The 20285-nt window shown below is 74.0% G+C and carries 15 protein-coding genes and 3 tRNA genes; 5 read left to right on the top strand and 13 right to left on the bottom strand.

Annotated elements, in window-relative coordinates; all coding sequences use genetic code 11:
- Positions 1 to 10: 10 nt before the first annotated feature.
- From LG395_RS06410 to LG395_RS06390, 5 genes are all read right to left on the bottom strand, one after another.
- Positions 11 to 1615 (bottom strand): sensor histidine kinase, encoded by a 1605-nt coding sequence (locus LG395_RS06410; protein ID WP_225808738.1) that lies wholly within the window; start codon positions 1613 to 1615, stop codon positions 11 to 13.
- Positions 1612 to 2352 carry a response regulator transcription factor gene (locus LG395_RS06405; protein ID WP_171154835.1) on the bottom strand — a complete coding sequence of 247 codons (741 nt, stop codon included), beginning with the start codon at positions 2350 to 2352 and terminating at the stop codon, positions 1612 to 1614. Before LG395_RS06405 ends, LG395_RS06410 begins: the two co-directional genes overlap by 4 nt.
- Positions 2353 to 2446: 94 nt before the next feature.
- Positions 2447 to 3319, bottom strand: a complete 873-nt coding sequence (locus LG395_RS06400) for a DUF2797 domain-containing protein (RefSeq protein ID WP_225808737.1) — start codon at positions 3317 to 3319, stop codon at positions 2447 to 2449.
- 121 nt (positions 3320 to 3440) lie between these two features.
- The gene (locus LG395_RS06395) at positions 3441 to 4319 is read right to left on the bottom strand and encodes a BRO-N domain-containing protein (protein ID WP_308071218.1); all 879 of its coding nucleotides are present in this window, start codon (positions 4317 to 4319) and stop codon (positions 3441 to 3443) included.
- Positions 4320 to 4534: 215 nt separating this feature from the next.
- Positions 4535 to 4918 carry an HGxxPAAW family protein gene (locus LG395_RS06390; RefSeq protein ID WP_171154829.1) on the bottom strand — a complete coding sequence of 128 codons (384 nt, stop codon included), beginning with the start codon at positions 4916 to 4918 and terminating at the stop codon, positions 4535 to 4537.
- Between the two features lie 89 nt (positions 4919 to 5007).
- Between LG395_RS06390 and LG395_RS06385 the strand changes: the two genes are divergently transcribed.
- Complete coding sequence (locus LG395_RS06385) at positions 5008 to 5499, top strand: MarR family winged helix-turn-helix transcriptional regulator (protein ID WP_171154827.1); 492 nt, start codon at positions 5008 to 5010, stop codon at positions 5497 to 5499.
- 62 nt (positions 5500 to 5561) lie between these two features.
- On the opposite strand, the gene LG395_RS06380 is transcribed toward LG395_RS06385, so the two are convergent.
- From LG395_RS06380 to LG395_RS06370, 3 genes are all read right to left on the bottom strand, one after another.
- A complete protein-coding gene (locus LG395_RS06380) occupies positions 5562 to 6239 on the bottom strand; it encodes a GAP family protein (RefSeq protein ID WP_225808736.1) in 678 nt (225 codons plus the stop codon).
- Positions 6240 to 6692: 453 nt separating this feature from the next.
- Positions 6693 to 6765, bottom strand: a tRNA-Arg gene (locus LG395_RS06375).
- 204 nt (positions 6766 to 6969) lie between these two features.
- Positions 6970 to 7060: transfer RNA gene (locus LG395_RS06370), tRNA-Ser, on the bottom strand.
- Positions 7061 to 7260: 200 nt separating this feature from the next.
- On the opposite strand from LG395_RS06370, the gene LG395_RS06365 reads away from it, so the two are divergent.
- Both LG395_RS06365 and LG395_RS06360 read left to right on the top strand, forming a co-directional pair.
- Positions 7261 to 7731, top strand: a complete 471-nt coding sequence (locus LG395_RS06365; RefSeq protein WP_225808735.1) for an SSI family serine proteinase inhibitor — start codon at positions 7261 to 7263, stop codon at positions 7729 to 7731.
- Positions 7732 to 7957: 226 nt separating this feature from the next.
- Positions 7958 to 13018, top strand: a complete 5061-nt coding sequence (locus LG395_RS06360; RefSeq protein ID WP_225808734.1) for a hybrid sensor histidine kinase/response regulator — start codon at positions 7958 to 7960, stop codon at positions 13016 to 13018.
- Between the two features lie 66 nt (positions 13019 to 13084).
- Here the strand turns inward: LG395_RS06360 and LG395_RS06355 are convergent, their stop codons facing one another.
- The 3 genes from LG395_RS06355 to LG395_RS06345 form a co-directional block, all read right to left on the bottom strand.
- The gene (locus LG395_RS06355; protein ID WP_225808733.1) at positions 13085 to 14761 is read right to left on the bottom strand and encodes a long-chain fatty acid--CoA ligase; all 1677 of its coding nucleotides are present in this window, start codon (positions 14759 to 14761) and stop codon (positions 13085 to 13087) included.
- A gap of 164 nt (positions 14762 to 14925) precedes the next feature.
- On the bottom strand, positions 14926 to 15483 hold the full coding sequence (locus tag LG395_RS06350; RefSeq protein WP_225808732.1) for a SigE family RNA polymerase sigma factor: 558 nt from the start codon (positions 15481 to 15483) through the stop codon (positions 14926 to 14928).
- A gap of 335 nt (positions 15484 to 15818) precedes the next feature.
- Positions 15819 to 16130: a hypothetical protein gene (locus tag LG395_RS06345; protein ID WP_171154809.1), complete on the bottom strand. Its 312-nt coding sequence runs from the start codon at positions 16128 to 16130 to the stop codon at positions 15819 to 15821.
- Between the two features lie 359 nt (positions 16131 to 16489).
- Here LG395_RS06345 and LG395_RS06340 point away from each other — a divergent pair, with 359 nt between their 5' ends.
- Positions 16490 to 17362 carry a bifunctional DNA primase/polymerase gene (locus LG395_RS06340; protein ID WP_171154808.1) on the top strand — a complete coding sequence of 291 codons (873 nt, stop codon included), beginning with the start codon at positions 16490 to 16492 and terminating at the stop codon, positions 17360 to 17362.
- A 200-nt stretch (positions 17363 to 17562) separates the two neighbouring features.
- On the opposite strand, the gene LG395_RS06335 is transcribed toward LG395_RS06340, so the two are convergent.
- Together LG395_RS06335 and LG395_RS06330 are read right to left on the bottom strand one after the other, a co-directional pair.
- A tRNA-Ser gene (locus LG395_RS06335) sits at positions 17563 to 17649 on the bottom strand.
- Between the two features lie 76 nt (positions 17650 to 17725).
- Positions 17726 to 19162, bottom strand: coding sequence for a S1C family serine protease (locus LG395_RS06330; RefSeq protein WP_225808731.1), 1437 nt, complete (start codon positions 19160 to 19162; stop codon positions 17726 to 17728).
- A gap of 238 nt (positions 19163 to 19400) precedes the next feature.
- Between LG395_RS06330 and LG395_RS06325 the strand changes: the two genes are divergently transcribed.
- Complete coding sequence (locus tag LG395_RS06325; protein WP_225808730.1) at positions 19401 to 20228, top strand: glycerophosphodiester phosphodiesterase; 828 nt, start codon at positions 19401 to 19403, stop codon at positions 20226 to 20228.
- The last annotated feature ends 57 nt before the right edge of the window (positions 20229 to 20285 follow it).

Genomic DNA, 20285 nt, shown 5'->3' with positions numbered 1-20285 from the left:
CCGACTTTTCTCAACTGCCCTGTCGCACCCGTGTGGTGACACTGTGCTGTGCCTGTGAGTCCGGCCGCCGGCCCGCTCCGGGCCGCTGCCGGGGCACGGCGGCCGGTCCGGGGGCGGGCAGGTGCACGGTGAACACCGTGCGGCCGGGGACGCTGTCCACGGTCACGGCACCGCCGTGCGCCGCGGCCACGGCCTGCACGATCGCGAGCCCGAGCCCCGTGGACCCGGTGGCGCGCGAGCGCGCGGAGTCCCCGCGGGCGAACCGCTCGAAGACGTGCGGGAGCAGCTCCGCCGGGATCCCCGGCCCGTTGTCCTCGACGTCCACGCACATCCACGGCCCCCGCCGCTGCACCCGCGCGGTGACCGTCGTACCGGGCGGGGTGTGGTTGCGGGCGTTGCCCAGCAGGTTGACCAGCACCTGCTGCAACCGGGCCGCGTCCGCCGACACCGGCGCCGGCTCGTCGGGCAGGTCGAGCCGCCAGAGGTGGTCCATGCCGGCCGCGCGGGCGTCGCTGACCGTGTCCACGACGAGCGGGACGAGATCGGTCTGCTCGAACCGCAACGGCCGCCCGGCATCCAGCCGGGCGAGCAGCAGCAGGTCCTCCACCAGCAGGGTCATCCGCCCCGCCTCCGACTCGATCCGGCCCAGCGCGTGCCGGGTGTCGGGGCCGACCTGCTCCCGCCCGCGCCGGGTCAGCTCGGCGTACCCCCGGATGGAGGCGAGCGGCGTGCGCAGTTCGTGGCTGGCGTCGGCGACGAACTGCCGTACCCGCGTCTCGCTCTGCTGCCGGGCGTGCAGGGCGCCGTGGACGTGGTCCAGCATGCGGTTGAGCGCGGCACCGACCCGCCCGACCTCGGTGTGCGGATCGCACTCCGCCTCCGGGACCCGCTCGCTGAGGTTCACCTCGCCGGTGTGCAGCGGAAGTTCGGACACCCGGGTGGCGGTGGCGGCGACCTTGCGGAGGGGGCGGGTGGCGACGCCGACGAGCACGTAGCCCGCGATGCCGGCGGCGACGAGACCGGCGGCGGTGACGCTGATCTCGACGAGGATCAGGGTGCTGATCGTGTTGCCGACCGTCTCGGTGGGCAGGGCGACGTAGTAGGTGCCCTCGGCTCCGGTCACGTACCGCGCGAGGTACTGGCCGAGGCCCGGGATGACGACGGTGTGCGTGCCGCTGGTCGGCACCTTGTCCAGGGCGGCCTTCTGCTCGTCGCTGAGAGCGACGGCGTCGTTGCGCTGGAACGGGCCGTTGTCGGTGGCGGGGTGCCTGGCGATGACCGCCCGGGTGACCGTGCCGTCGGGCCCGACCTCGGCGGCGATGGTCTCCGGCTGCGTCGGCCCCTTGACGAAGCCGGTGAGCCGGTCCGTCAGCCCGGAGTCGTTCATGCCGACGGGCTTCATGGGCCCGGACAGGCGCTTGCCGGCCTCCGTCACCTGACCGTCGAGCTGTTCGTACAGGTGCGAGCGCAGCGCCAGCGTGGTGACCGTGCCGATCACCGCGCACACCACGGCGATCAGCGTGACGGACGCGACGACGAGCCGCGTCCGCAGCGTGCGCGGCTGTCCGGCCCGCCGCTCCCGCCGCCGCGGACCCGGCCGGCGCCGTCCGCTCATGACGCGGCGGGCTTGATCAGGTAACCGGCCCCCCGCCGGGTGTGGATCATCGGCTCCCGCCCCGCGTCGATCTTCCGCCGCAGATAGGAGATGTACAGCTCGACCACATTGGCCTGTCCGCCGAAGTCGTACGACCACACGCGGTCCAGGATCTGCGCCTTGCTCAGCACCCGCCGGGGGTTGCGCATGAGGAAGCGCAGCAGCTCGAACTCGGTGGCGGTCAGATGGATGTTCTCCCCGCCCCGTGACACCTCGTGGCTGTCCTCGTCCAGGGTCAGATCACCCACGACGAGCACGGAGTCGGAGCGCCGGTCTGCGGCCCCCGCCCGGCGGATCAGCCCGCGCAGCCGCGCGACGACCTCCTCAAGGCTGAACGGCTTGGTGACGTAGTCGTCCCCGCCGGCGGTGAGCCCGGCGATACGGTCCTCCACGGCGTCCTTGGCGGTGAGGAAGAGGACCGGCACATCGGGCAGGTCACGCCGCAGCCGGCCGAGGACGGTCAGCCCGTCCATGTCCGGCAGCATCATGTCGAGCACGACGGCGTCGGGCCGGAACTCACGGGCCGCCCGGACGGCCCCCTGTCCGTCCCCCGCGCTCCTGATCTGCCAGCCCTCGTAGCGAAGAGCCATGCTCAGCAGTTCGGTGATCGACATCTCGTCGTCCACCACCAGCACGCGGACGGGGCTCCCGTCCGGCCTCAGCAGTTCGGTGCGCCCCTGGGGCGAGGTCGTGGTCATGCTGGACACCCTGTCGGCGGCCTCTGAGAACACGCTTTCACGCATCTGTGATTTCCCTGAGAAACGCACAGGCGCCTCTCAGGGAACGCACGGGTCAGAACAGCCCGTCCGGTTCCCTCCTGAACTCCCTTACGGGAAAGGCGCATCCGGCCGCCACCGACTCCGGCGGCAGCAGCTCCCAGCCGGTCATCAGCCGCGTGTCCAGCACGACGGCCCCGCGACCGGCGACCGCCAGATGCAGATCGGGTCCTGCGACCGCGACCAGCTCACCGCTCACACCTTTGCCGGGCACCAGTCCGGTCACCTCCCCGAACGCCTCCGGCCCCGCACCGAGCCCGAAGACCTCGACGTGGTCGGCCACTTCACAGGGCTCGGGCCGCAGGGACTCCGGCCACCCGGCGAGCGCGACGGCCCGTGCGTGCAGCTCCCGCACCTCGGCGGCCCGCTCCGCCTCCGTCCCCGGCAGCGCCGACCGCACCGCCCGCTTCTCGGCGTACGGAATCCGGTCCGGCACCCGCAACGCGGCCCGCAGCAGCTCCTCGGTGCGCCGGGCGGCCATCAGCGGACCGGTGCCCAGCCAGCTGAAGCAGACCGCGCCCTGCTCCAGCAGCCGCGCCGGCCCCCGCTCGACGGCGGTGATGCCGACCTTCACCATCCCCGGCCCGAACCACGCCAGGTACACGCGGTACGGCCGGGGGTCGTCGGCGATCGTGTCGGCGGCCACGGAGTGCGCCCGGTCCAGCCGCGCGCACTCCTCACACCGGGCCCCCGTGCTCCGCCCCGGCACGGCCGCCCGCACCGGACAGACGTGCCCCCGCGCCCCCACGCACCTGCGCACGCCCCCCTGCGGCACCGCGAAGGCGACCCGCTTCCCCCGGGGCAGCGCACTGCGCCGCCCGCCGTCCCATTCCAGCACCGGACCACCTGCCGCCCATCGCAGTCCCGCGCACTTCCAGACCTGTGCCATCACTCGTGAGGGTAGGACGTGGGTCTGACAACCACCCGGGGGCGACGGGCGGGGGTACGGTGGGCGAAGGCCCGAAGCCGCAACTTTGGTTTGCGGCTTCGGGCCTTCCTCCGTCACTCGGCTACGGCAGCACGTACACCGGCATCCCCCCGGCCCCCACTCCCGTCTGCCGCATGCAGCCCCGTTTGATCAGCATGCGCACGCAGTCGTGGACCCGGTCGAGCGTGAGCCCCGTCCGGGCCGCGACCTCCTCAAGCCGGCAGTGCACCGGCCCGCGTACCAGCGCCGGGGCGAGGTAGGCGGCCACGGCGTGCACGTCCTCGGTGACGACGAGGTTCTTCGCCCGCCAGGCCGCGAGGAGCTGCTGAGGGGTCACCGCCGGACGGACGGACCCGGACGGCCGCAGCCGGTCCGCGACGAGGTCCAGCGTGTCGGCGATCCGTCCGAGGACGTCGTGCACACCGCCGACCCGGTCGACGAGAGCCCCGAGGCGGTCGTTGACGCCGCCGAGCCGGTCGTTGGTCCGGTCCAGCTGATCGGTGACCCGCCCCAGGTGCTCGTTGGTCCGGCGCATCTGCTCGATCCGCTCGATCCGCGCGACCGCCAGCTCCTCGTCCGCCCGGATGTTCCGCTCCTCCAGCCGGACGATCGCGTCGGCGACCTGCCGGGGCATGAGGTAGGCGGTGGTGCCGTCCGGGGCGGGTTGTACGGGGGCGGGGTCGAGGGAGTAGGAACCGTCTCGCTGAACGGTCTCGATGACCTCGCAAACCCATGCTTTGAAGGGGCCGCACTCGGGCTTGGTGCAGGCGTTGACGAGCTGGATGAGCCCCTTGAGATTCACCATCTTCATCGAGCGTTGAAGCCTGTGACCTGCAAGTTTGCGCAAGGTGTCGGCTGTACCGACGCCTTGTGCAATCTCACCCAAGCTCATTTGCAAGCTGGGGTCCACATGTGACCTGAGCGCGTCGCGCGTGTTGGAGTAACCCAGCCGTGCCGCCACGTCCACCGCCGGGAACCAGTGTTCCCCTGTCGGCAGCGTCAGCCTCCGCACCCGCGCCCCCGTGGCCGCGAACACGAAGTCGTTGATGTCGATCGCGTCCCGCTTCGCTCCCGCCGGCTGCTCCGACGGAGTGTCGTTCTGCTCGTTCACCGAGCATCACCTCCACCCCGGAAGCTAGGGTCGGCGATCGGCAACTGTCGTTCACGAAAGTCCGTTCACTCGATGGGGGACAGAGGGATCGATTCGGCAGGAACCGCACCCGGCATCGGGACCGGCGCCGAGGCCGGCGCCCCGGCCGCCCGCTTGCGCCCCCGCCCCGCCAGCCGGCACCCGACGCACCCCGGGTGCCCGTCCCGCGCCCGCGTGTCCCGGACCCGCATCCCCCATTGCTCGCGCGGCCGCACCCCGGGCGGCTTGCCCCAGCCGGACAGGTGCAGGGCCCAGGTCACCAGGACGCTCACGGCCACCACGGCCAGCCCGGCGCCGACCACGGGGAGGGATGCCGTACACACGCCCAGCCCCACCACGGCGCTCCCCGCGGTCGCGATGGCGACGCCGGTCCAGCCGGCGATCGTGTGACCCTCGTCGTACAGACTCATGAAACCGCCTCCAGGGGGACGAACCCGGTTCCCTCACGGGCTAAGGAATTTACACACCGAATATCTCACGAACTAAGGGATTCTGAAAGATGCACGGCACGCCGCGCCCGCCCGCCACTCCGGCCCAGGCGCTGTCGGCGATGGACCACCTCATCGCCGCCCACCTCATCGGACAGCAGGAGCTGGCCCGGCGGCTGGGGCTGAACGTCACCGACCTGACCTGCTTCGGCTTCGTCCTGGAGGCCGGCGACGACCTGCTGACGGCGGGCGACCTCGCGGCCCGCGCCCACGTCACCACGGGCGCGGTGACCGGAATCCTCAACCGCCTGGTGCGCGCCGGCTACGTCACCCGCCGCCCCGACCCCGCCGACCGCCGCCGGGTCCGGGTGGCCGCCGTACCGGACGCCGTCGCCCGCGTCGAGGCGGTGTACGCGGGCCACTACCAGCGCCTGACGGCCCTCTTCTCCGACTACTCCTCGGAGGAACTGGCGATCATCACCGACTGGTTCACCCGCGCCACGGCCCTGGCCCACGAATACCTGGAGAAGCTGAACCGCGACGACCCGGCCGAGGAGTGCTGACCCCGGACGGCGCCGAGGGCAACCCTTCGACCGGCGTTGCCGTCGGTCCCGGCCGCGGCCCGTCAGGAGCTGACGACGGAGATGCCGTCTCCGAGCAGCTTCAGCCCGAGGACGAAGAACAGGACGGCCATCACGGCGACGTTGTGCCGGGCGGCCCAGTCCTTCCAGTTCCCGAGCGTGGTCCTGGCCCGTTCCCCGCCGAGCAGGAAAACGCCGAGCGGGACCAGCAGGCCGAGCGTGGCGATCACGACGAAGATCGCCAGTGAAGCGATCTGCTGCCCGGCCGGAAGACCGGCCGAGCCGATGGCGGCCCCCGCGGCGATGGTCAGCGGGGCGTTCTTCGCGTTGAGGGCGGCCAGGCCCGTGCCGAGTCCGAAGACCTTGACCGGCGTGAGACGGTCGATCGCACCCATCCACTTCGGCAGCCTCACCTGCGCGGGGTCCTTCGGGCGCCGCCGCCACTGCCGGGCACCGAAGAAGAGGAGGAGCAGACCGAGAGCGAGCTTGAGCGCCCCGACCCAGGTGGCCGGGTGCTCGTGCGCAAAGGCCCCCGCCGGGGACGCGACAGCCAGCATCACCGCGCCCAGCGCCGCGAGTCCGAGCATCCAGCCGACGGTGAAGAGGACTCCGTTGAGACGTCCCCGGGGCGTGGCGAGGATGAGGATGACGGCGATGACCGGAAGCGGGCTGACCGCGACACCGGCCGCGAAACCCAGCACGTCACCGAGAACTGCGCCCATGGCTGCCTCCAGCGGGGTCAGGGTGGCGGTCCCGTTGAGCAGTGGTCTGGCCGGGGGGAGGGACGAGCGCCCCGGCCGCCTGCCCGGCGCGAGGGGGTCTGGTGGGAAAGGCCGCGCCGCGGTTTCACGGGGCCGCGTGGAAACGGCGGACCCGAGAGGGTGACGACCCCGTGCCCAGCACGCACGGCCCGGTTCCCATCTTCCTGCGCGCGGCTCGATCTGTCCTCGGCGGCCTCGGCTCGGGCCGCGTTCCCCGGCGGCCGGGACGACCGCGAGGAGCGAACGAGAGGGTCCCCGTTCAGCGGGTCTACATGGACCACTGCGTGGAGGAGGCGCGTTCCTCCCGCCTGGGTGGACGAGTACACGGCCCGCTCCACGACCTCGCCGCGACAGCCATGACGATGGAGGGCATACGCCGAAGGCCCCGGATCTCTCCAGGGCCTTCAATCGGTGTGCACTCGGCAGGATTCGAACCTGCAACCTTCTGATCCGTAGTCAGATGCTCTATCCGTTAAGCTACGAGTGCTTGTTCTTTTGTTCTGCCCCCGTTCCCGGCCCTTTCGGCCCGCTCGCGGCGACAGGAAGAACATTACATGACTGCCGCCGTCATGTGAAATCCGATCCGCACACCCCTTGTGACCTGCGAAAACGCCGTTGAGGGGTGCGGAGACGGCCGGGACCGGTGAACGCCGAAGCCCCGGTCCTGGGGACCGGGGCTTCGGGATCGGGGCGGAGGCGGAGGGATTTGAACCCTCGATGGGCTTTAAGGCCCAAACCGCATTAGCAGTGCGGCGCCATAGACCGGACTAGGCGACGCCTCCAGCACAACCGCTCACGCGAGCGCGCGAGTGGTGCGTGCAGATGATGACACAGTCGAGCGCCGTGTCACCAATCGCCCCCCACGGTACTAGGGACCTGGGCCGCAGGGCAAAGGGCTTCCCCCCTCCGGCGAGGCGGGCGGGAGGAGAGGTCGGGCGAGGTCCGGGCGCAACGTCCGGGGCGGGGACGCGTTGGAAGGGGCATGGACTCTGTGCTGCCGGGCGCCGGGCGGCGCCTTCTGCTCGCGTCGCTCTCCGTCGCCGCTTCCCTCGTCCCCCTCACCACCGTGCCCGCCGCCGCGGCCGGAGCCGTGCCGCCGCCGGTCCGGCCGGAGGAACAGGGCGATCACCTCACCGTCGTCGTCCGGCACGCCGGTGCGGGACGGGACGGGACGTACGAGGTGCGCTGCCACCCCGGCGCTGGCCGGCATCCGGACGTCGCCGGGGCCTGCCGGGTGCTCGACGAGCACACCCGGTGGGGGCGGGACCCCTTCGCGCCGGTCCCCGACGGCACCCTCTGCACCATGCTCTACGGCGGCCCGGCCACCGCCCGTGTCACCGGGACCTGGGCCGGACGCCCGGTGGACGCCTCGTACGGCCGTGGCGACGGGTGCGAGATCGCGCGGTGGGACGGGATGGTCCCCCTGCTGCCGCGCATGGGCGGACCCGCGTAGCGGGCGGTGGACGGACGCATCGGTTCCGTAAAGGTCCCGGGGAGGAGTCGGGGAGCCGGCGCATACGGTCACGCGTTCGCCGTCACTTCCTCGTGGGACCTCCCTCTCATCCGGCGCCGCGGGCGGGACCCGTGCCCTTAGACTCCCTCGCGTGACACGTCGCGGGCCGGTTGGCAAGATGGCCCGAGCGGTCGGCAAGGTGCGGTAACAGGGAGGAAGGCGTCTCGTGAGCAGCAGGCCATCCCGAGGCGCTGCTCGCCTCGCAGCCATACTCGACGCGCTGCCGGACGCGTTGGTCCTGGTCAACGCCAACGGAACCGTCGTCAACGCCAACACCATCGCGCTGGAGGCCTTCGAGACGCCCGGTACGGCTCTCGTGGGGCGCGGGCTGCTCGATCTGCTGCCCGAGTTCGACTCCCGGCTCATCCCGGGCTCCATGCGGCGGCCCGATCACATGGATCCCACGGGACGGACCAAACCGACCCGGATGGTCGCGCGGCGGACCGACGGGGCCGAGTTCCCGGTCGAGGTCACCAGCGCGAACCTGGAGAACGGGCAGCAGGCGTACGACGGTTACGGCTACACCGGCGACGAGCTGCTGATGATCGTGGTCCGGGACCTGTCCGGGACCGTGGACACCGAGGCCGAGCTGGCCCGGTCGCAGCGGCAGACCGAGATGATCCTGCGGGCGGCGGCGGAAGGTGTCGTGGGCACCGACACCGACGGACGGATCGTGCTCGTCAACCCGGCCGCCGCCCAGATACTGGGGTACCGGGCCGGTGAGCTGGGCGGCAAGGAGCTGCACACGCTGGTGCTGCACTCCCGCGGCGACGGCTCGCCCTTCCCGTACGACGAGTCGCCGCTCGCCGACACCCTGCGCTCCGGGCGCAAGCACCGGGTGCGGGGGCAGGTGCTGTGGTCCAAGGGCGACAAGAAGGTGCCGGTCGACCTGACGACCGCGCCGGTGCGCGACGGCGACCAGCTCGTCGGCGCCGTGATGACCTTCACCGACCGGCGGCCGTACGACGCCCTGGTGGAGGAGAAGGCCGCGCTGGAGAAGGCGCACGCCGAGGAGCTGGAACGGCTCTCCGAGGAACACGCCTCCGACCTGACCGCGCTGCGCCAGCAGCACGTCACCGAGGTCGAGGAGCTGCGCGAGAAGCACACCGAGGAGCTGGCGGCGGGCGAGGAGCGGTACGCGGCGCTCGCCGAGCGGGAGAAGGACCGGTACGAAGCCCTCGCCGGGCGGCACGAACAGCTGCTCACACTGCTCGGGCAGTCGCTGCGCGGACCCCTGGACGAGCTGCGCCGCGAGCTGTCCGCGCTCGCCGCCGACGACGCCGGGCAGCTGTGGCCCGAGGCCAACCAGGTGCTGCACCACCTCTCCGCCGGGTACTCGCGGATCACGACCCTCATCGACAACGTCCTCGGCTATCAGCGGCTGGACGCCGGCAGCGAGGACATCACCCGTACGAAGGTGATGCTGGACGCCGTCGTCGCCGCCGGTGTCGACGGCGCCGTCGAGCTGATCGGACCGGGACGCGTGCAGTTCGCCGTCCACGCGCCGCCCATCGAGGCCGAGGTCGACCCGCAGCGGCTCGCCACCGCGCTGGCGCACCTGGTCGCGGACGTCGCCGGGGTCGACGCCACCGGCAACACGCCCGTCTCGGCGGGCGGTTACCTGGACAACACCGTCGTCGTGGCCGCCGCGCAGCGCGGCGAGGTCGCGCGGATCGAGGTGCGCGGCCCGTACGCCGGCGGGGACCCGGTGCACGAACCGATCGTGCGCGGGATCGTGCGGGCCCACGGCGGCGTGCTCCAAACGCACGAGGTGCCGGGCATGAGCGGCAGCGCGTACGTGCTCGAAGTACCGCTCGGTGGCGGGGCGGGCGCGGTCGCGGCAGGGACGACGACGGCTGCCGGCGTCCCCGGGGCGCCGGTCGCGGTGCGGGTGCCCGACGACGGTGAGGACGGCACGGACGACGCCGGTGCGGCCGGGCAGGGTCCCGCCGGGGGCCGGCGGCGGGCCCGGCGGGCCTCCACGGACGCGTTCCTGGACAGTGACATGGCCGGCGCGGGTGACGCCGGTGACCCGGAGGCGCCAGCGCCGACCGGACGGCGCCGGCGGCGTGCCGCCGCGCCGGCCGAGGAGGGCGCCGTGGTCCCGGCCGAGGGCGCGGAGGGCGCGTCCGGTGGGACCGGACGCCGCCGCGGCCGGCCGGCGGGTGACGCCGGTGCCGGTGCGGGCGACGCCGAGGGCGTGTCCGAGGGGTCCGTGGTGACCTCCGCCGAGCAGGGCGCGGGAGCCGCCGCCTCGGGTACGGGACTCGGTGGCACCGTGCCGCCGCAGGGCGTGCCCGTGCCGGCCGGCCGGCGTGCCCGCCGCGACTCCGGTGCCCCGCAGGCCGCGCTGCCCCCGGCGCTTCCGGCGGCGGGCGGCGAGCCGGGTGCGCGGGCGGTGCCGGCCGAGGGTGCCTCCGTGGTGCCGGCGCAGGGCGGTGACGCGGTTCCGGCCGAGGGCGCGCAGCCGACGGGACGGCGCCGACGGGCGCTGGCCGCGGCGGCGGAGCGGGCCGCGGCGCAGGAGGCGGGCGGCGCGCGCACGGTCTTCGCCCTGCCGCCGGCCGAAGCGGACCGGTCCCCGGACGGTCCGGGCCCGGAGGGTGATGCGACCGATGCCATGGGTACGGGCGCGGGTACCGGCACGGGTCCGGGCCCGGCCGTGCCGGTGCCGCCGGATGGCGGCACGGCCGCGGGCCCGGGTGCCGGTGCGGCCGGGGCCGGCGGTCAGGTGGCTCCTGGTACGGGCGCCCCCGTGCCTCCGGGTGCCGGGGGTCAAGTGGCTCCGGGTACCGCAGTTCCCGTCGTCCCGGGTGCCGTCGCGCCTGCCGGCCCGCAGGCCGGTGTCCCCGCCGGTGCTCCGGTGGCTCCTGGTACCTCCGTTGCGCCCGGTGGCCCGGTGGCTCCCGGTACTCCCGTTGCGCCCGGCACCCCCGTTGCCCCCGGTGGCCCGGTGGCTCCCGCCGGCGCGACCCCCGTCCCCCCGGGTGCCGGCGCGCCCGCAGGCCCGGGCGCCGGCACCGCCGCGCCCGTGGCTCCGGGCGCCGTCGCCCCGGCCGCCCCCGGTGCGGGTCCCGCCGCCGGTGGGCCCGGCGTCGCCGGTCCGGTGGCCGGTGCCGGGCCGTTGCCCGGTCAGGTGCGGGTCCCCGCCCAGATGCCGGTGTCCGCGCAGGGCATCGCCGGCGACGACGGCCGGCACGACGCCGTACCGCTCGACCAGGCCGAGGACCACACTCCGCCGCAGCCGCATCCCACCACCGCCCCGACCGGGCGGCGCCGCCGGGCCGTGGCTCAGCCCGCCGAGGCCGCCCGGGCGGTGGCCTCCGCGCCCGGACAGGCCCCGCCGCAGCCCCTTCCGGCACCGGCCGCTCCCGGCCAGGTCCCGCAGAGTACGGCCGTGCCGCCGGCCCCCGGTCAGGGGACCCCGGCGCACAGCGTCCCGGCGCAGGGCGGCCCCGTCCAGGCCGGTCCCCCCGCCCAGGCGCAGGGTGCCGTGCCCGCGGGCCCGGGCGCCCGGCCCGGTGCCGCCGCACCGGCCCCGGGAGCGCCGGGCCACCCCGCGCCCGCCGCGGCCACGCCCGCCCACGGCATGCCGGTCCAGGGCGTGCCCGGCCATGCCCCGCAGGCCCAGGGCACCGCCCCTCACCTCACTCCCGCCCAGCCGGGCGTCCCGGCCGCCGGTACCCCCGTGGCGTCCCCGGGGGCGCTGCCCGCCGAGGCCGGCACCGGTCAGGTGCCCGCCGGGGCGCAGGGAGCCCCGGCCGCCCCTGTGCCGCCCGGTGTCCCGCAGCAGTGGCCGGGCTCCGCGGACACCTCCGGTGCGGGGGTCACCGGTCCGGCTGCGGGCACCCCCGCCGCCGGCGTCCCGCAGCAGTGGCCCGGCTCCGGGGACACCTCCGGCGGCGGGGTCCCCGTCCCCGGTGCCCCGGCCGGTGGCCGGCCGCAGCGGGTCGCGATGCCGCTGCCCGCCGAAGCCGCCGGTGGCGGCCCCGTCGACCCGGACTCGACGCAGGGGCGGGCGATCAGCGTCCGTACGCTCGGGCAGGGCGTGCCGTTCGCGCGGCAGGCCGCTCAGGTACAGCAGCCGACGGCGACCCCGCCGCCGCACGCGCCGGGCGGTTCGGGCCGACGGCGCAAGCTGGGCACGCGCCCCGACCCGGCCCCCGCCGGCCAGGAGCAGCAGGACCAGGCGGCCCGGCCGCACCCGGCCGCCGAACCCGCGCCCGCGCACCCCGCTCCGGCCGGGCAGCCGTCACTCGGCGGACAGAACCCGCTCGCCGGTCAGCCGTCCCCGGCACACCCCTCGCCCACCGCCCCGGCGCCCGTGCCGCAGTCCTCGCTCGGCGGGCAGGCGCGGCCGGCGCAGGGCACCGAGGGGGGCGGTCGGTCGTACGCCATAGGTGCCCCGGGGCCCGACGCCGCCGAGGGGCCGGAGCCGCTGGACGGCCCGGGTGGGGCCGTGGAGGTGGCGGACACCCCGCGTCCGCAGCCGCTGGACGACGAGCTGCCCCCGGAGCCGCTGGACAACCCGCGCCGGCTGCTGGTGTGGCCCGCGCCGGACGTGACGACCCAGCAGGCGCTGAGCGACCGTGGCTACCGGCCGGTGATCGTGCACTCGCGCGAGGAGGTCGACGCCCAGATCGCGGCCTTCCCCGCAGCGCTGTTCGTGGACCCGCTGACCGGTCCGATCACGCGGACGGCGTTGCAGTCGCTGCGGCAGGCGGCCGTGGCCGCCGAGGTCCCGGTGCTGGTCACGGCCGGGCTCGGGCAGGCGACGCGCGAGGCGGCGTACGGCGCCGACCCCGCCGTGCTGCTGAAGGCCCTGGCTCCCCGGGACAGTGAGCAGCATCCGCCGCGGGTGCTGCTCATCGAGGAGCACGCGGAGATCGCGCTCGCGCTGACGGCGACGCTGGAGCGGCGCGGGATGCAGGTGGCGCGGGCCGCGAACGACAACGACGCGGTGACGCTGGCGGGGCAGTTCCGGCCGAACCTGGTGGTGATGGACCTGATGCAGGTGCACCGCCGGCGGGCGGGGATCGTGGACTGGCTGCGGGCGCACGGGCAGCTGAACCGCACCCCGCTGGTCGTCTACACCGCCGCCGTCGACCCGGCGGACCTGCCCCGGCTGGCCTCCGGCGAGACCGTGCTGTTCCTCGCCGAGCGGTCGACCAGCGGTGAGGTGCAGTCGCGGATCGTGGACCTGCTGGCCCGTATTGGCACCAACTAGCGCGCCTGTTTCCGGCAAGCGGTCCGCGGGCTGCCTCCTTCCGAGGGGGCGGCCCGCGGGGGTTCTTCAGAGCCGGGTGACGTCCAGCCCTCCGTCCGCGTACTGCCGGCGCAGCACCTTCTTGTCGAACTTGCCGACGCTCGTCTTCGGCACCGACTCCACGACCGTCCAGCGCTCGGGCAGCTGCCACTTGGCGATGTGGGCCTCCTCCAGGAGGAAGGCGCGCAGGGTCCCGAAGTCGGCGGTCGCGCCCGGCCGCAGGACGACCGTGGCCAGCGGGCGTTCGCCCCACTTGTCGTCCGGTACGGCGACCACGGCGGCCTCGGCGACGTCCGGGTGGGACATCAGCGCGTTCTCCAGCTCGACGGAGGAGATCCATTCGCCGCCGGACTTGATGACGTCCTTGGCGCGGTCGGTGAGGGTGAGGAAGCCGTCGGGGGAGATGGTGCCGACGTCCCCCGTCTTCAGCCAGCCGTCCTCGCTGAACTTGTCGTCGGGACGCAGGGGTTCGGCGCCGGGGCCGTTGTAGTAGGCGCCCGCGATCCAGGGGCCGCGTACCTCCAGCTCGCCCGCCGAAGCGCCGTCCCAGGGCAGGCGTTCGCCGCCGGGGCCGGTGAGGCGGGCCTCGACGCCGGCCGGGAAGCGGCCCTGGGTGAGGCGGTAGGCGAACTCCTCGTCGGTGCCCGCCGCGTGGGCCGGCGGGCGGGCGACCGTGCCGAGCGGGGAGGTCTCCGTCATGCCCCAGGCGTGGCAGACCCGCATGCCCAGCTCGTCGAAGGCCGTCATCAGGGAGGGCGGGCAGGCCGAGCCGCCGATGGTGACCTGGGTGAGGGAGGAGACGTCACGCGGTGTGGCGTGCAGCTCGCCGAGGAGGCCCTGCCAGATGGTCGGCACGGCCGCCGCGTGGGTGGGCCGTTCGCGTTCGATCATCTCGGCGAGCGGGGCGGGCTGCAGGAAGCGGTCCGGCATCAGCATGCCGACGCCGGTCATGAAGGTGGCGTGCGGCAGGCCCCAGGCGTTGACGTGGAACTGCGGGACGACCACGAGGGAGGTGTCCTGGTCGGTCAGGCCCATCGACTGGGTCATGTTGACCTGCATGGAGTGCAGGTAGATGGAACGGTGGCTGTAGACCACGCCCTTGGGGTCGCCGGTCGTGCCGGAGGTGTAGCACATGGCGGCGGCCCGGCGTTCGTCCAGCTCGGGCCACTCGTAGGCGGTCGGCCGGCCGGCGAGCAGTTCCTCGTACTCGTGCACCCGGGCGGTGGCGTCCCGGAGCGGGGTGCGGTCGCCGGGCCCGGACACGACGATGTGCTCGACGGTGGGCAGCTTGGGCAGCAGCGGCGCGAGCAGCGGGATGAGGGAGCCGTTGACGAGGACGACCTTGTCGGCCGCGTGGTTGACGATCCACACCAACTGGTCGGCGGGCAGGCGCAGGTTGAGGGTGTGCAGCACCGCGCCCATGGAGGGGATCGCGAAGTACGCCTCGACGTGCTCGGCGTTGTTCCACATGAGCGTGGCGACCCGGTCGTCGCCGGTCACGCCCAGCTCGTCCCGCAGGGCGTGCGCCAGCTGGGCGGAGCGGGACCCGATCTCGGCGAAGGTGCGCCGGTGGGGCTCGGGTTCCCCGGTCCAGGTGGTCACCCGCGACGAGCCGTGGACCGTCGACCCGTGGGTCAGGATCCTGGAGATCAGCAGCGGTACGTCCTGCATGGTGGCCAGCACGGCGTTCCTCCCGGGCGACATTGCCTACGCGGTAGTAGGGGGGTGCGCTGATTCTGCGCACATACCGCGCGGTATGTCACTAGGGGGTGTGTCACTGAGGGGAGGAAAATCCCGGCCGGGGGCGAAGGGGCGCGGCCGGCGGGGCGGAGGAGCCCGGCCCCCGTTCCGGGTCGCCCGGGGCCCGGCTAGCGGGCCAGCTCCAGTTCGGGGTCCTCGCGCAGCTTGCCCAGCGCGCGGGACACCGCCGACTTCACCGTGCCCACCGACACGCCGAGCACCTCGGCGGTCTGGGCCTCGCTGAGGTCCTCGTAGTACCGCAGGACCACCATCGCCCGCTGACGGGCCGGCAGCCGCAGGACCGCCCGCCACATGGCGTCGCGCAGCGCCTGCCGTTCGGCGGGGTCGTCGCCGCCGGGCAGGGGCTCCGGCTCGGGCAGCTCGTCGCAGGAGAACTCGTCCACTCTGCGCTTGCGCCACTGCGAGGTCCGGGTGTTCACCAGCGCCCGGCGCACATAGCCGTCGAGCGCCCGCTGGTCCTCGATCCGCTCCCAGGCGACGTAGGTCTTGGCGAGCGCGGTCTGCAGCAGGTCCTCGGCGTCGCTCGGGTTCGCGGTCAGCGAGCGCGCGGTGCGCAGCAGGACCGGCTGCCGGGCCCGCACGTACGAAGCGAACGACGGGTAGGCGGGCGTCCGCCGCCCGGATACGGCGGCGGCCGAGGCGCTGGTGCAGACGGGTGTGGTCATGGCTCCACGCTAGGAGCGCGGCCCGCGGCGCGGATCGGCCGCAGGTCCCGAAGGCGAGTCCCCCTCAGGTTGTAGGGGTGGGGCTGTCGCCACCTCCTGAAGGTGGAGTGCGGGTGCGGACCGTCTGCGGGTACGACCCTGAGGAGGTCAGCCCTCAGCCGTCGGGGCCAGCCCGGATGCCGCCCCCCGGCACCGGCCGTCACCAGGATGCGGCCCGCCCCCGGCACGCGGATCCCACGCCGGCGCGGCGGCACCGAAGCACCGCCGCGCCGACGTGTCGCGACCCTGAAGCACACCCCGCGAGCGCCCTCCTCACGAGGGCCCTCGCCCCCGGCTCACCAGAGCCGGGTGAAGTTGACGTGGACGTTGTCGTTGCCCTGCCGGATGGCCGTGAACGCGGAGCCGTTGACCTGGGCGGTGTTGCTCTGGTTCGAGGCACCGGAGCCGGCCGCGTTCTGGTTCGTGGTGGACGAGTTGCCGCTGTTGTCGTCACCGACCCCGCTGCCGAGGACCGCCGCCACGCCCGAGTTCGATCCGTCGTCCGCGAGGGCGCCGTTGTCCGCCGCCGCGACGCCGGCGAAGAGGACGGCCGCGAGCGGGAGAGCGGAGACGGCGGCGAGAACGCGGGCGGTACGGATGCTTGCCATGTGTTCCTCCAGAATCAAGCACTCCGCGGCCCTGGGGCCGCGAGCGCGTGAACCATCGGCTGTCGTCGGGGCGGTTGGCCGACCGCCCCGACCGAGTGGGCGACGTCGCGCCTCCAGAGTTGCCCACCGGATCAGCGGCGAACCATGCCGGAAGCCGCGATTCGCACGCAAGCGTGATGACAAGTCGATAAACCCCCATCACCACTTTTCATCCCGAGATCACGCGTGGCGCCCTATCCATACCTCAAGCGACACAAGGGATTAATCGTTCCGGCACCCTTCCAGCCCGTCCACCCGGTACCGGCGCGTCACCCCACCCCGGCCTTCCCATTTTCGAACACGTGTACGAACATGGAAGCATGGCCACCATCGACCGGCAGGCCACGACGCTGGCCCTCGCGCACGCCCTGTCCGCCGCCGAACGCGGACTGGCCGTGATCCCCCTGTCCCGGACGAAGCTCCCGGCCCTGCGCTCCCCGCACCGCGACGACCCGGCCCCGGCGGGGCGGCCCTGCCACGGCGAGTGCGGCCGCTTCGGCCACGGCGTGTACGACGCCTCCAGCGACCCCTCCCGCATCCGCGAGCTCTTCGCCGCCGCACCCCGGGCCACCGGCTACGGCATCGCCTGCGGGCTGCCCCCGTACCACCTGATCGGCGTCGACCTGGACACCAAGCCCGGCACGGACTCCTCGGCCGCCCTGCGGGAACTGGCCCTGCGCCACCTGTTCACGATCCCGGAGACGGTCGTCGTCCGCACCCCCAGCGGCGGCCGCCACCTCTGGCTGACCGGCCCGCCCGACGCCGTCGTACCGAACTCGGCCGGCCGGCTCGCCCCCGGCATAGACATCCGGGGCGCCGGCGGTTACCTCGTCGGCCCCGGCTCCCGCACCGACCACGGCGTCTACACGGCCGTGCCCGGCACGGCCGACCTCGCCCCGGCCGCCTGCCCGCCGTCCCTCCTGCGGCTCCTCCTCCCCCCGCCCCACGCGCCGCACCCCACCCGTCCGGCCATGGGCGGCCACGGCCAGGGGCTGGTCCAGTTCGTGCTCGCCGCGCACGAGGGGCAGCGCAACACCCGCCTGTTCTGGGCGGCCTGCCGCGCCTACGAGAACGGCCTCGGACCCGCCCTGACGGACTCCCTCGTGGCCGCCGCCCGCGAGACCGGCCTGACCGAACGCGAGGCCCGCGCCACGATCGCGTCGGCGGCCAGGCTCACGGGACACCGGCCGTGAGGGCCGGACGCCGACGACCGGGCTGGGTAGCCCCGGGGGTGGCTTCTTCGGTGGCCGTAGCGGATCACCCCTCGCCATGCCGGCGCCGGAGCCGCGTCGAGCCGAGCGCGGCTCCGTTTCCTCGCCGGCTGTCACCGCCGGTTGCCCGCCCAGCACGACGGCCCCCGACCGACGTGCTGGTCAGGGGCCGTTCTCGCGTGCGGTGGGTGTGGGATTTGAACCCACGGTGACATCGCTGCCACGACGGTTTTCAAGACCGTTCCCTTAGGCCGCTCGGGCAACCCACCTCGCTCGCCCGCCGGGGGCGGAGCGGGTACAGCGTACCGGGCGCGGGCCGGGGTGTGGGGGCACGGCCCCCGTGGCTCAGCTGTCGCCCACCCGGGAACCCAACGTCAGTTCCGCCGTGTGCTCCTGGCCGCCGCGCTTGTAAGTGACCGTCACCCTGTCGCCCGGCTTGTGGGTCCAGATCTCGCCGATCAGGGTCGGGCCGCTGTCGATCACGTGGTCGTCGAGCTTGGTGATGACGTCACCGGACTTGAGGCCGGCCTTGTCCGCCGGACCGCCCGCCTCGACCGCGGCGGAGCCGCCCGAGCCCTGGTCGGTGATCTGCGCGCCGTCGCCGGAGTCCTGCAGGGAGACGGACGCGCCGATGCGCGCGTACACCGGCTTGCCGGTCTTGATCAGCTGCTGGGCGACGTACTTGGCCTGGTTGATCGGGATGGCGAAGCCCAGGCCGATCGAGCCGGACTGGCCGGTGCCGAAGCCGCCGCTGCCGGTGGACTGGATCGCGGAGTTGATGCCGATGACCGCGCCGGCCGAGTCCAGCAGGGGGCCGCCGGAGTTGCCGGGGTTGATCGACGCGTCGGTCTGCAGGGCGCTCATGTACGACGACTTGCTGCCGGAGCCGCCGTCGCTCGAGGCGACCGGACGGTTCTTGGCGCTGATGATGCCCGTGGTGACCGTGTTGGACAGGCCGAAGGGGGCGCCGATGGCGATGGTCTCGTCGCCGACGGCCACCCTGTCGGAGTCGCCGAGGGCGAGCGGCTTGAGGTCGGAGGGGGCGTTCTTGAGCTTGATCACCGCGACGTCGTAGCCCTGCGCGTGGCCGACGATCTCGGCGTCGTACTTCTTGCCGCTCGGGAAGGTGGCCGTCAGCTTGCCGCCGTCCACCGCGTCCGCCACCACGTGGTTGTTGGTGACGATGTGGCCCTGGGTGTCGAAGACGAACCCGGTGCCCGTGCCGCCCTCGCCGCTGGTGCTCTCCGCCTCGATGGTCACCGTGCTGGGCAGCGCCCTGGCGGCCACGTTGGCGATCGTCCCCGGCGCGCGCTTGACCTGCGTGGCGCCGCTGTCGGTCGCGGAGACGGTGGTGGAGCCGCGGTCGTCGCGGTCCTTGGCCAGCGTGTAGCCGAGGCCGCCGCCCAGGCCGCCCGCCACCAGCGCGGCCACCAGGACCGCGGCCACGAGCCCGCCGCGTCCGCCGCGCGGCTTGGGGGCGGGCTGCTGGTAGGTGCTCCCCCAGCCGGTGCCCGCGGCGCCGGAGCCGCCGTCGGCGTAGGCCGGGGTGGCCGGCGGCGGGGGCGGCCAGGAGCCGTCGGGGGCCGGGCCGGGCTGGTACGCGGCGCCGTGGTCCGCCGCCGCCGAGGTCGCCGGGGCCTCGTGGGGCACGGGCGGCAGCGGAGCCGTCGGCGCGTTCCCCTCCGGGGCGGAGCCGTGCGGTGAAGCGGCGGGAGAGGCCATCGGCACGGGAGGTGCGGACGGCGCCGGGGGTACCGCGTTGCCCTCGTTCTCGGTGCTCACAGGTCTTCTCCTCGATCCACGCCTGGTGTCGTCGGTCGCACTGGTCTGCGGTCAGCTTTTCCCACGGGCCGTCAGAGCACCATAAGCGGTGGCTGTGGGTCCGGCAGCTGTCTTTATATAGGTTTATATAGGATCTTACGGGCAAAGGTTTTGTAACGTGCATGCCGTAGGGCCCCCTGCGCCGCCCGGACATGCCCGGGCCGCCCCGTGTACCCGGCGACGGTGGCACCATGACGCGGTGACCCACGCACGACAGCACTCCCTCCAGGTCGTCGCCCACCGCGGCGCCTCCGAGGACGCACCCGAACACACCCTCGCCGCCTACCGGAAGGCCATCGAGGACGGCGCGGACGCCCTGGAGTGCGACGTACGGCTGACCGCGGACGGCCATCTGGTCTGCGTCCACGACCGGCGGGTGAACCGTACCTCCAACGGCCGCGGCGCGGTCTCCGCGCTGGAACTGGCCGATCTGGCCGCCCTCGACTTCGGCTCCTGGAAGACGCGCGAGGCCTGGCACGGGCGCGACGAGGAGCCCGACTGGGAGCACCGGCCGGAGGACCGCGAGGAGACCTCCGTGCTCACCCTGGAGCGGTTGCTGGAGCTGGTCGCGGACGCCGGACGGCGGGTGGAGCTGGCCATCGAGACCAAGCATCCCACGCGCTGGGCGGGCCAGGTCGAGGACCGGCTGCTGACCCTGCTGAAACGGTTCGGGCTGGACGCGCCGGCCTCTCCCGACGAGTCCCCGGTCCGCGTCATGAGCTTCTCGGCGCGTTCGCTGCACCGCGTGCGGGCCGTGGCGCCGACGCTGCCGACGGTGTACCTGATGCAGTTCGTCTCGCCCCGGCTGCGCGACGGGCGGCTGCCCGCGGGCGTACGCGTCGCGGGGCCCTCGATCCGCATCGTGCGCGCCCACCCCGCGTACGTGGAGCGGCTGAAGCGGGCCGGTCACGAGGTCCACGTGTGGACCGTGAACGAGCCCGAGGACGTCGATCTCTGCGTGGGGCTGGGCGTCGACGCCATCATCACCAACCGCCCGCGCGCGGTGCTGCGGCGACTGGGCCGCTGAGCCGGCCGCCGCCTCCCGGCGCGCGCGTGCCCGTCACGGGGTGTGCTCCGGCGCGTT

The organism is Streptomyces spinosus (assembly GCF_020400655.1).
Lineage (GTDB): Bacteria > Actinomycetota > Actinomycetes > Streptomycetales > Streptomycetaceae > Streptomyces > Streptomyces argyrophylli.
The sequence above is the reverse complement of the archived record's forward strand: the minus strand, read 5'-3'. Positions and strand labels throughout refer to the sequence as shown.

What these genes read in the sequence shown, in the direction of transcription:
- LG395_RS06410 (WP_225808738.1), bottom strand. Translation starts at nt 1,615, where the DNA reads ATGAGCGGACGGCGCCGGCCGGGTCCGCGGCGGCGGGAGCGGCGGGCC.
- LG395_RS06405 (WP_171154835.1), bottom strand. Translation starts at nt 2,352, where the DNA reads ATGACCACGACCTCGCCCCAGGGGCGCACCGAACTGCTGAGGCCGGAC.
- LG395_RS06400 (WP_225808737.1), bottom strand. Translation starts at nt 3,319, where the DNA reads ATGGCACAGGTCTGGAAGTGCGCGGGACTGCGATGGGCGGCAGGTGGT.
- LG395_RS06390 (WP_171154829.1), bottom strand. Translation starts at nt 4,918, where the DNA reads ATGAGTCTGTACGACGAGGGTCACACGATCGCCGGCTGGACCGGCGTC.
- LG395_RS06385 (WP_171154827.1), top strand. Translation starts at nt 5,008, where the DNA reads ATGCACGGCACGCCGCGCCCGCCCGCCACTCCGGCCCAGGCGCTGTCG.
- LG395_RS06380 (WP_225808736.1), bottom strand. Translation starts at nt 6,239, where the DNA reads ATGGGCGCAGTTCTCGGTGACGTGCTGGGTTTCGCGGCCGGTGTCGCG.
- LG395_RS06365 (WP_225808735.1), top strand. Translation starts at nt 7,261, where the DNA reads ATGGACTCTGTGCTGCCGGGCGCCGGGCGGCGCCTTCTGCTCGCGTCG.
- LG395_RS06355 (WP_225808733.1), bottom strand. Translation starts at nt 14,761, where the DNA reads ATGTCGCCCGGGAGGAACGCCGTGCTGGCCACCATGCAGGACGTACCG.
- LG395_RS06350 (WP_225808732.1), bottom strand. Translation starts at nt 15,483, where the DNA reads ATGACCACACCCGTCTGCACCAGCGCCTCGGCCGCCGCCGTATCCGGG.
- LG395_RS06345 (WP_171154809.1), bottom strand. Translation starts at nt 16,130, where the DNA reads ATGGCAAGCATCCGTACCGCCCGCGTTCTCGCCGCCGTCTCCGCTCTC.
- LG395_RS06340 (WP_171154808.1), top strand. Translation starts at nt 16,490, where the DNA reads ATGGCCACCATCGACCGGCAGGCCACGACGCTGGCCCTCGCGCACGCC.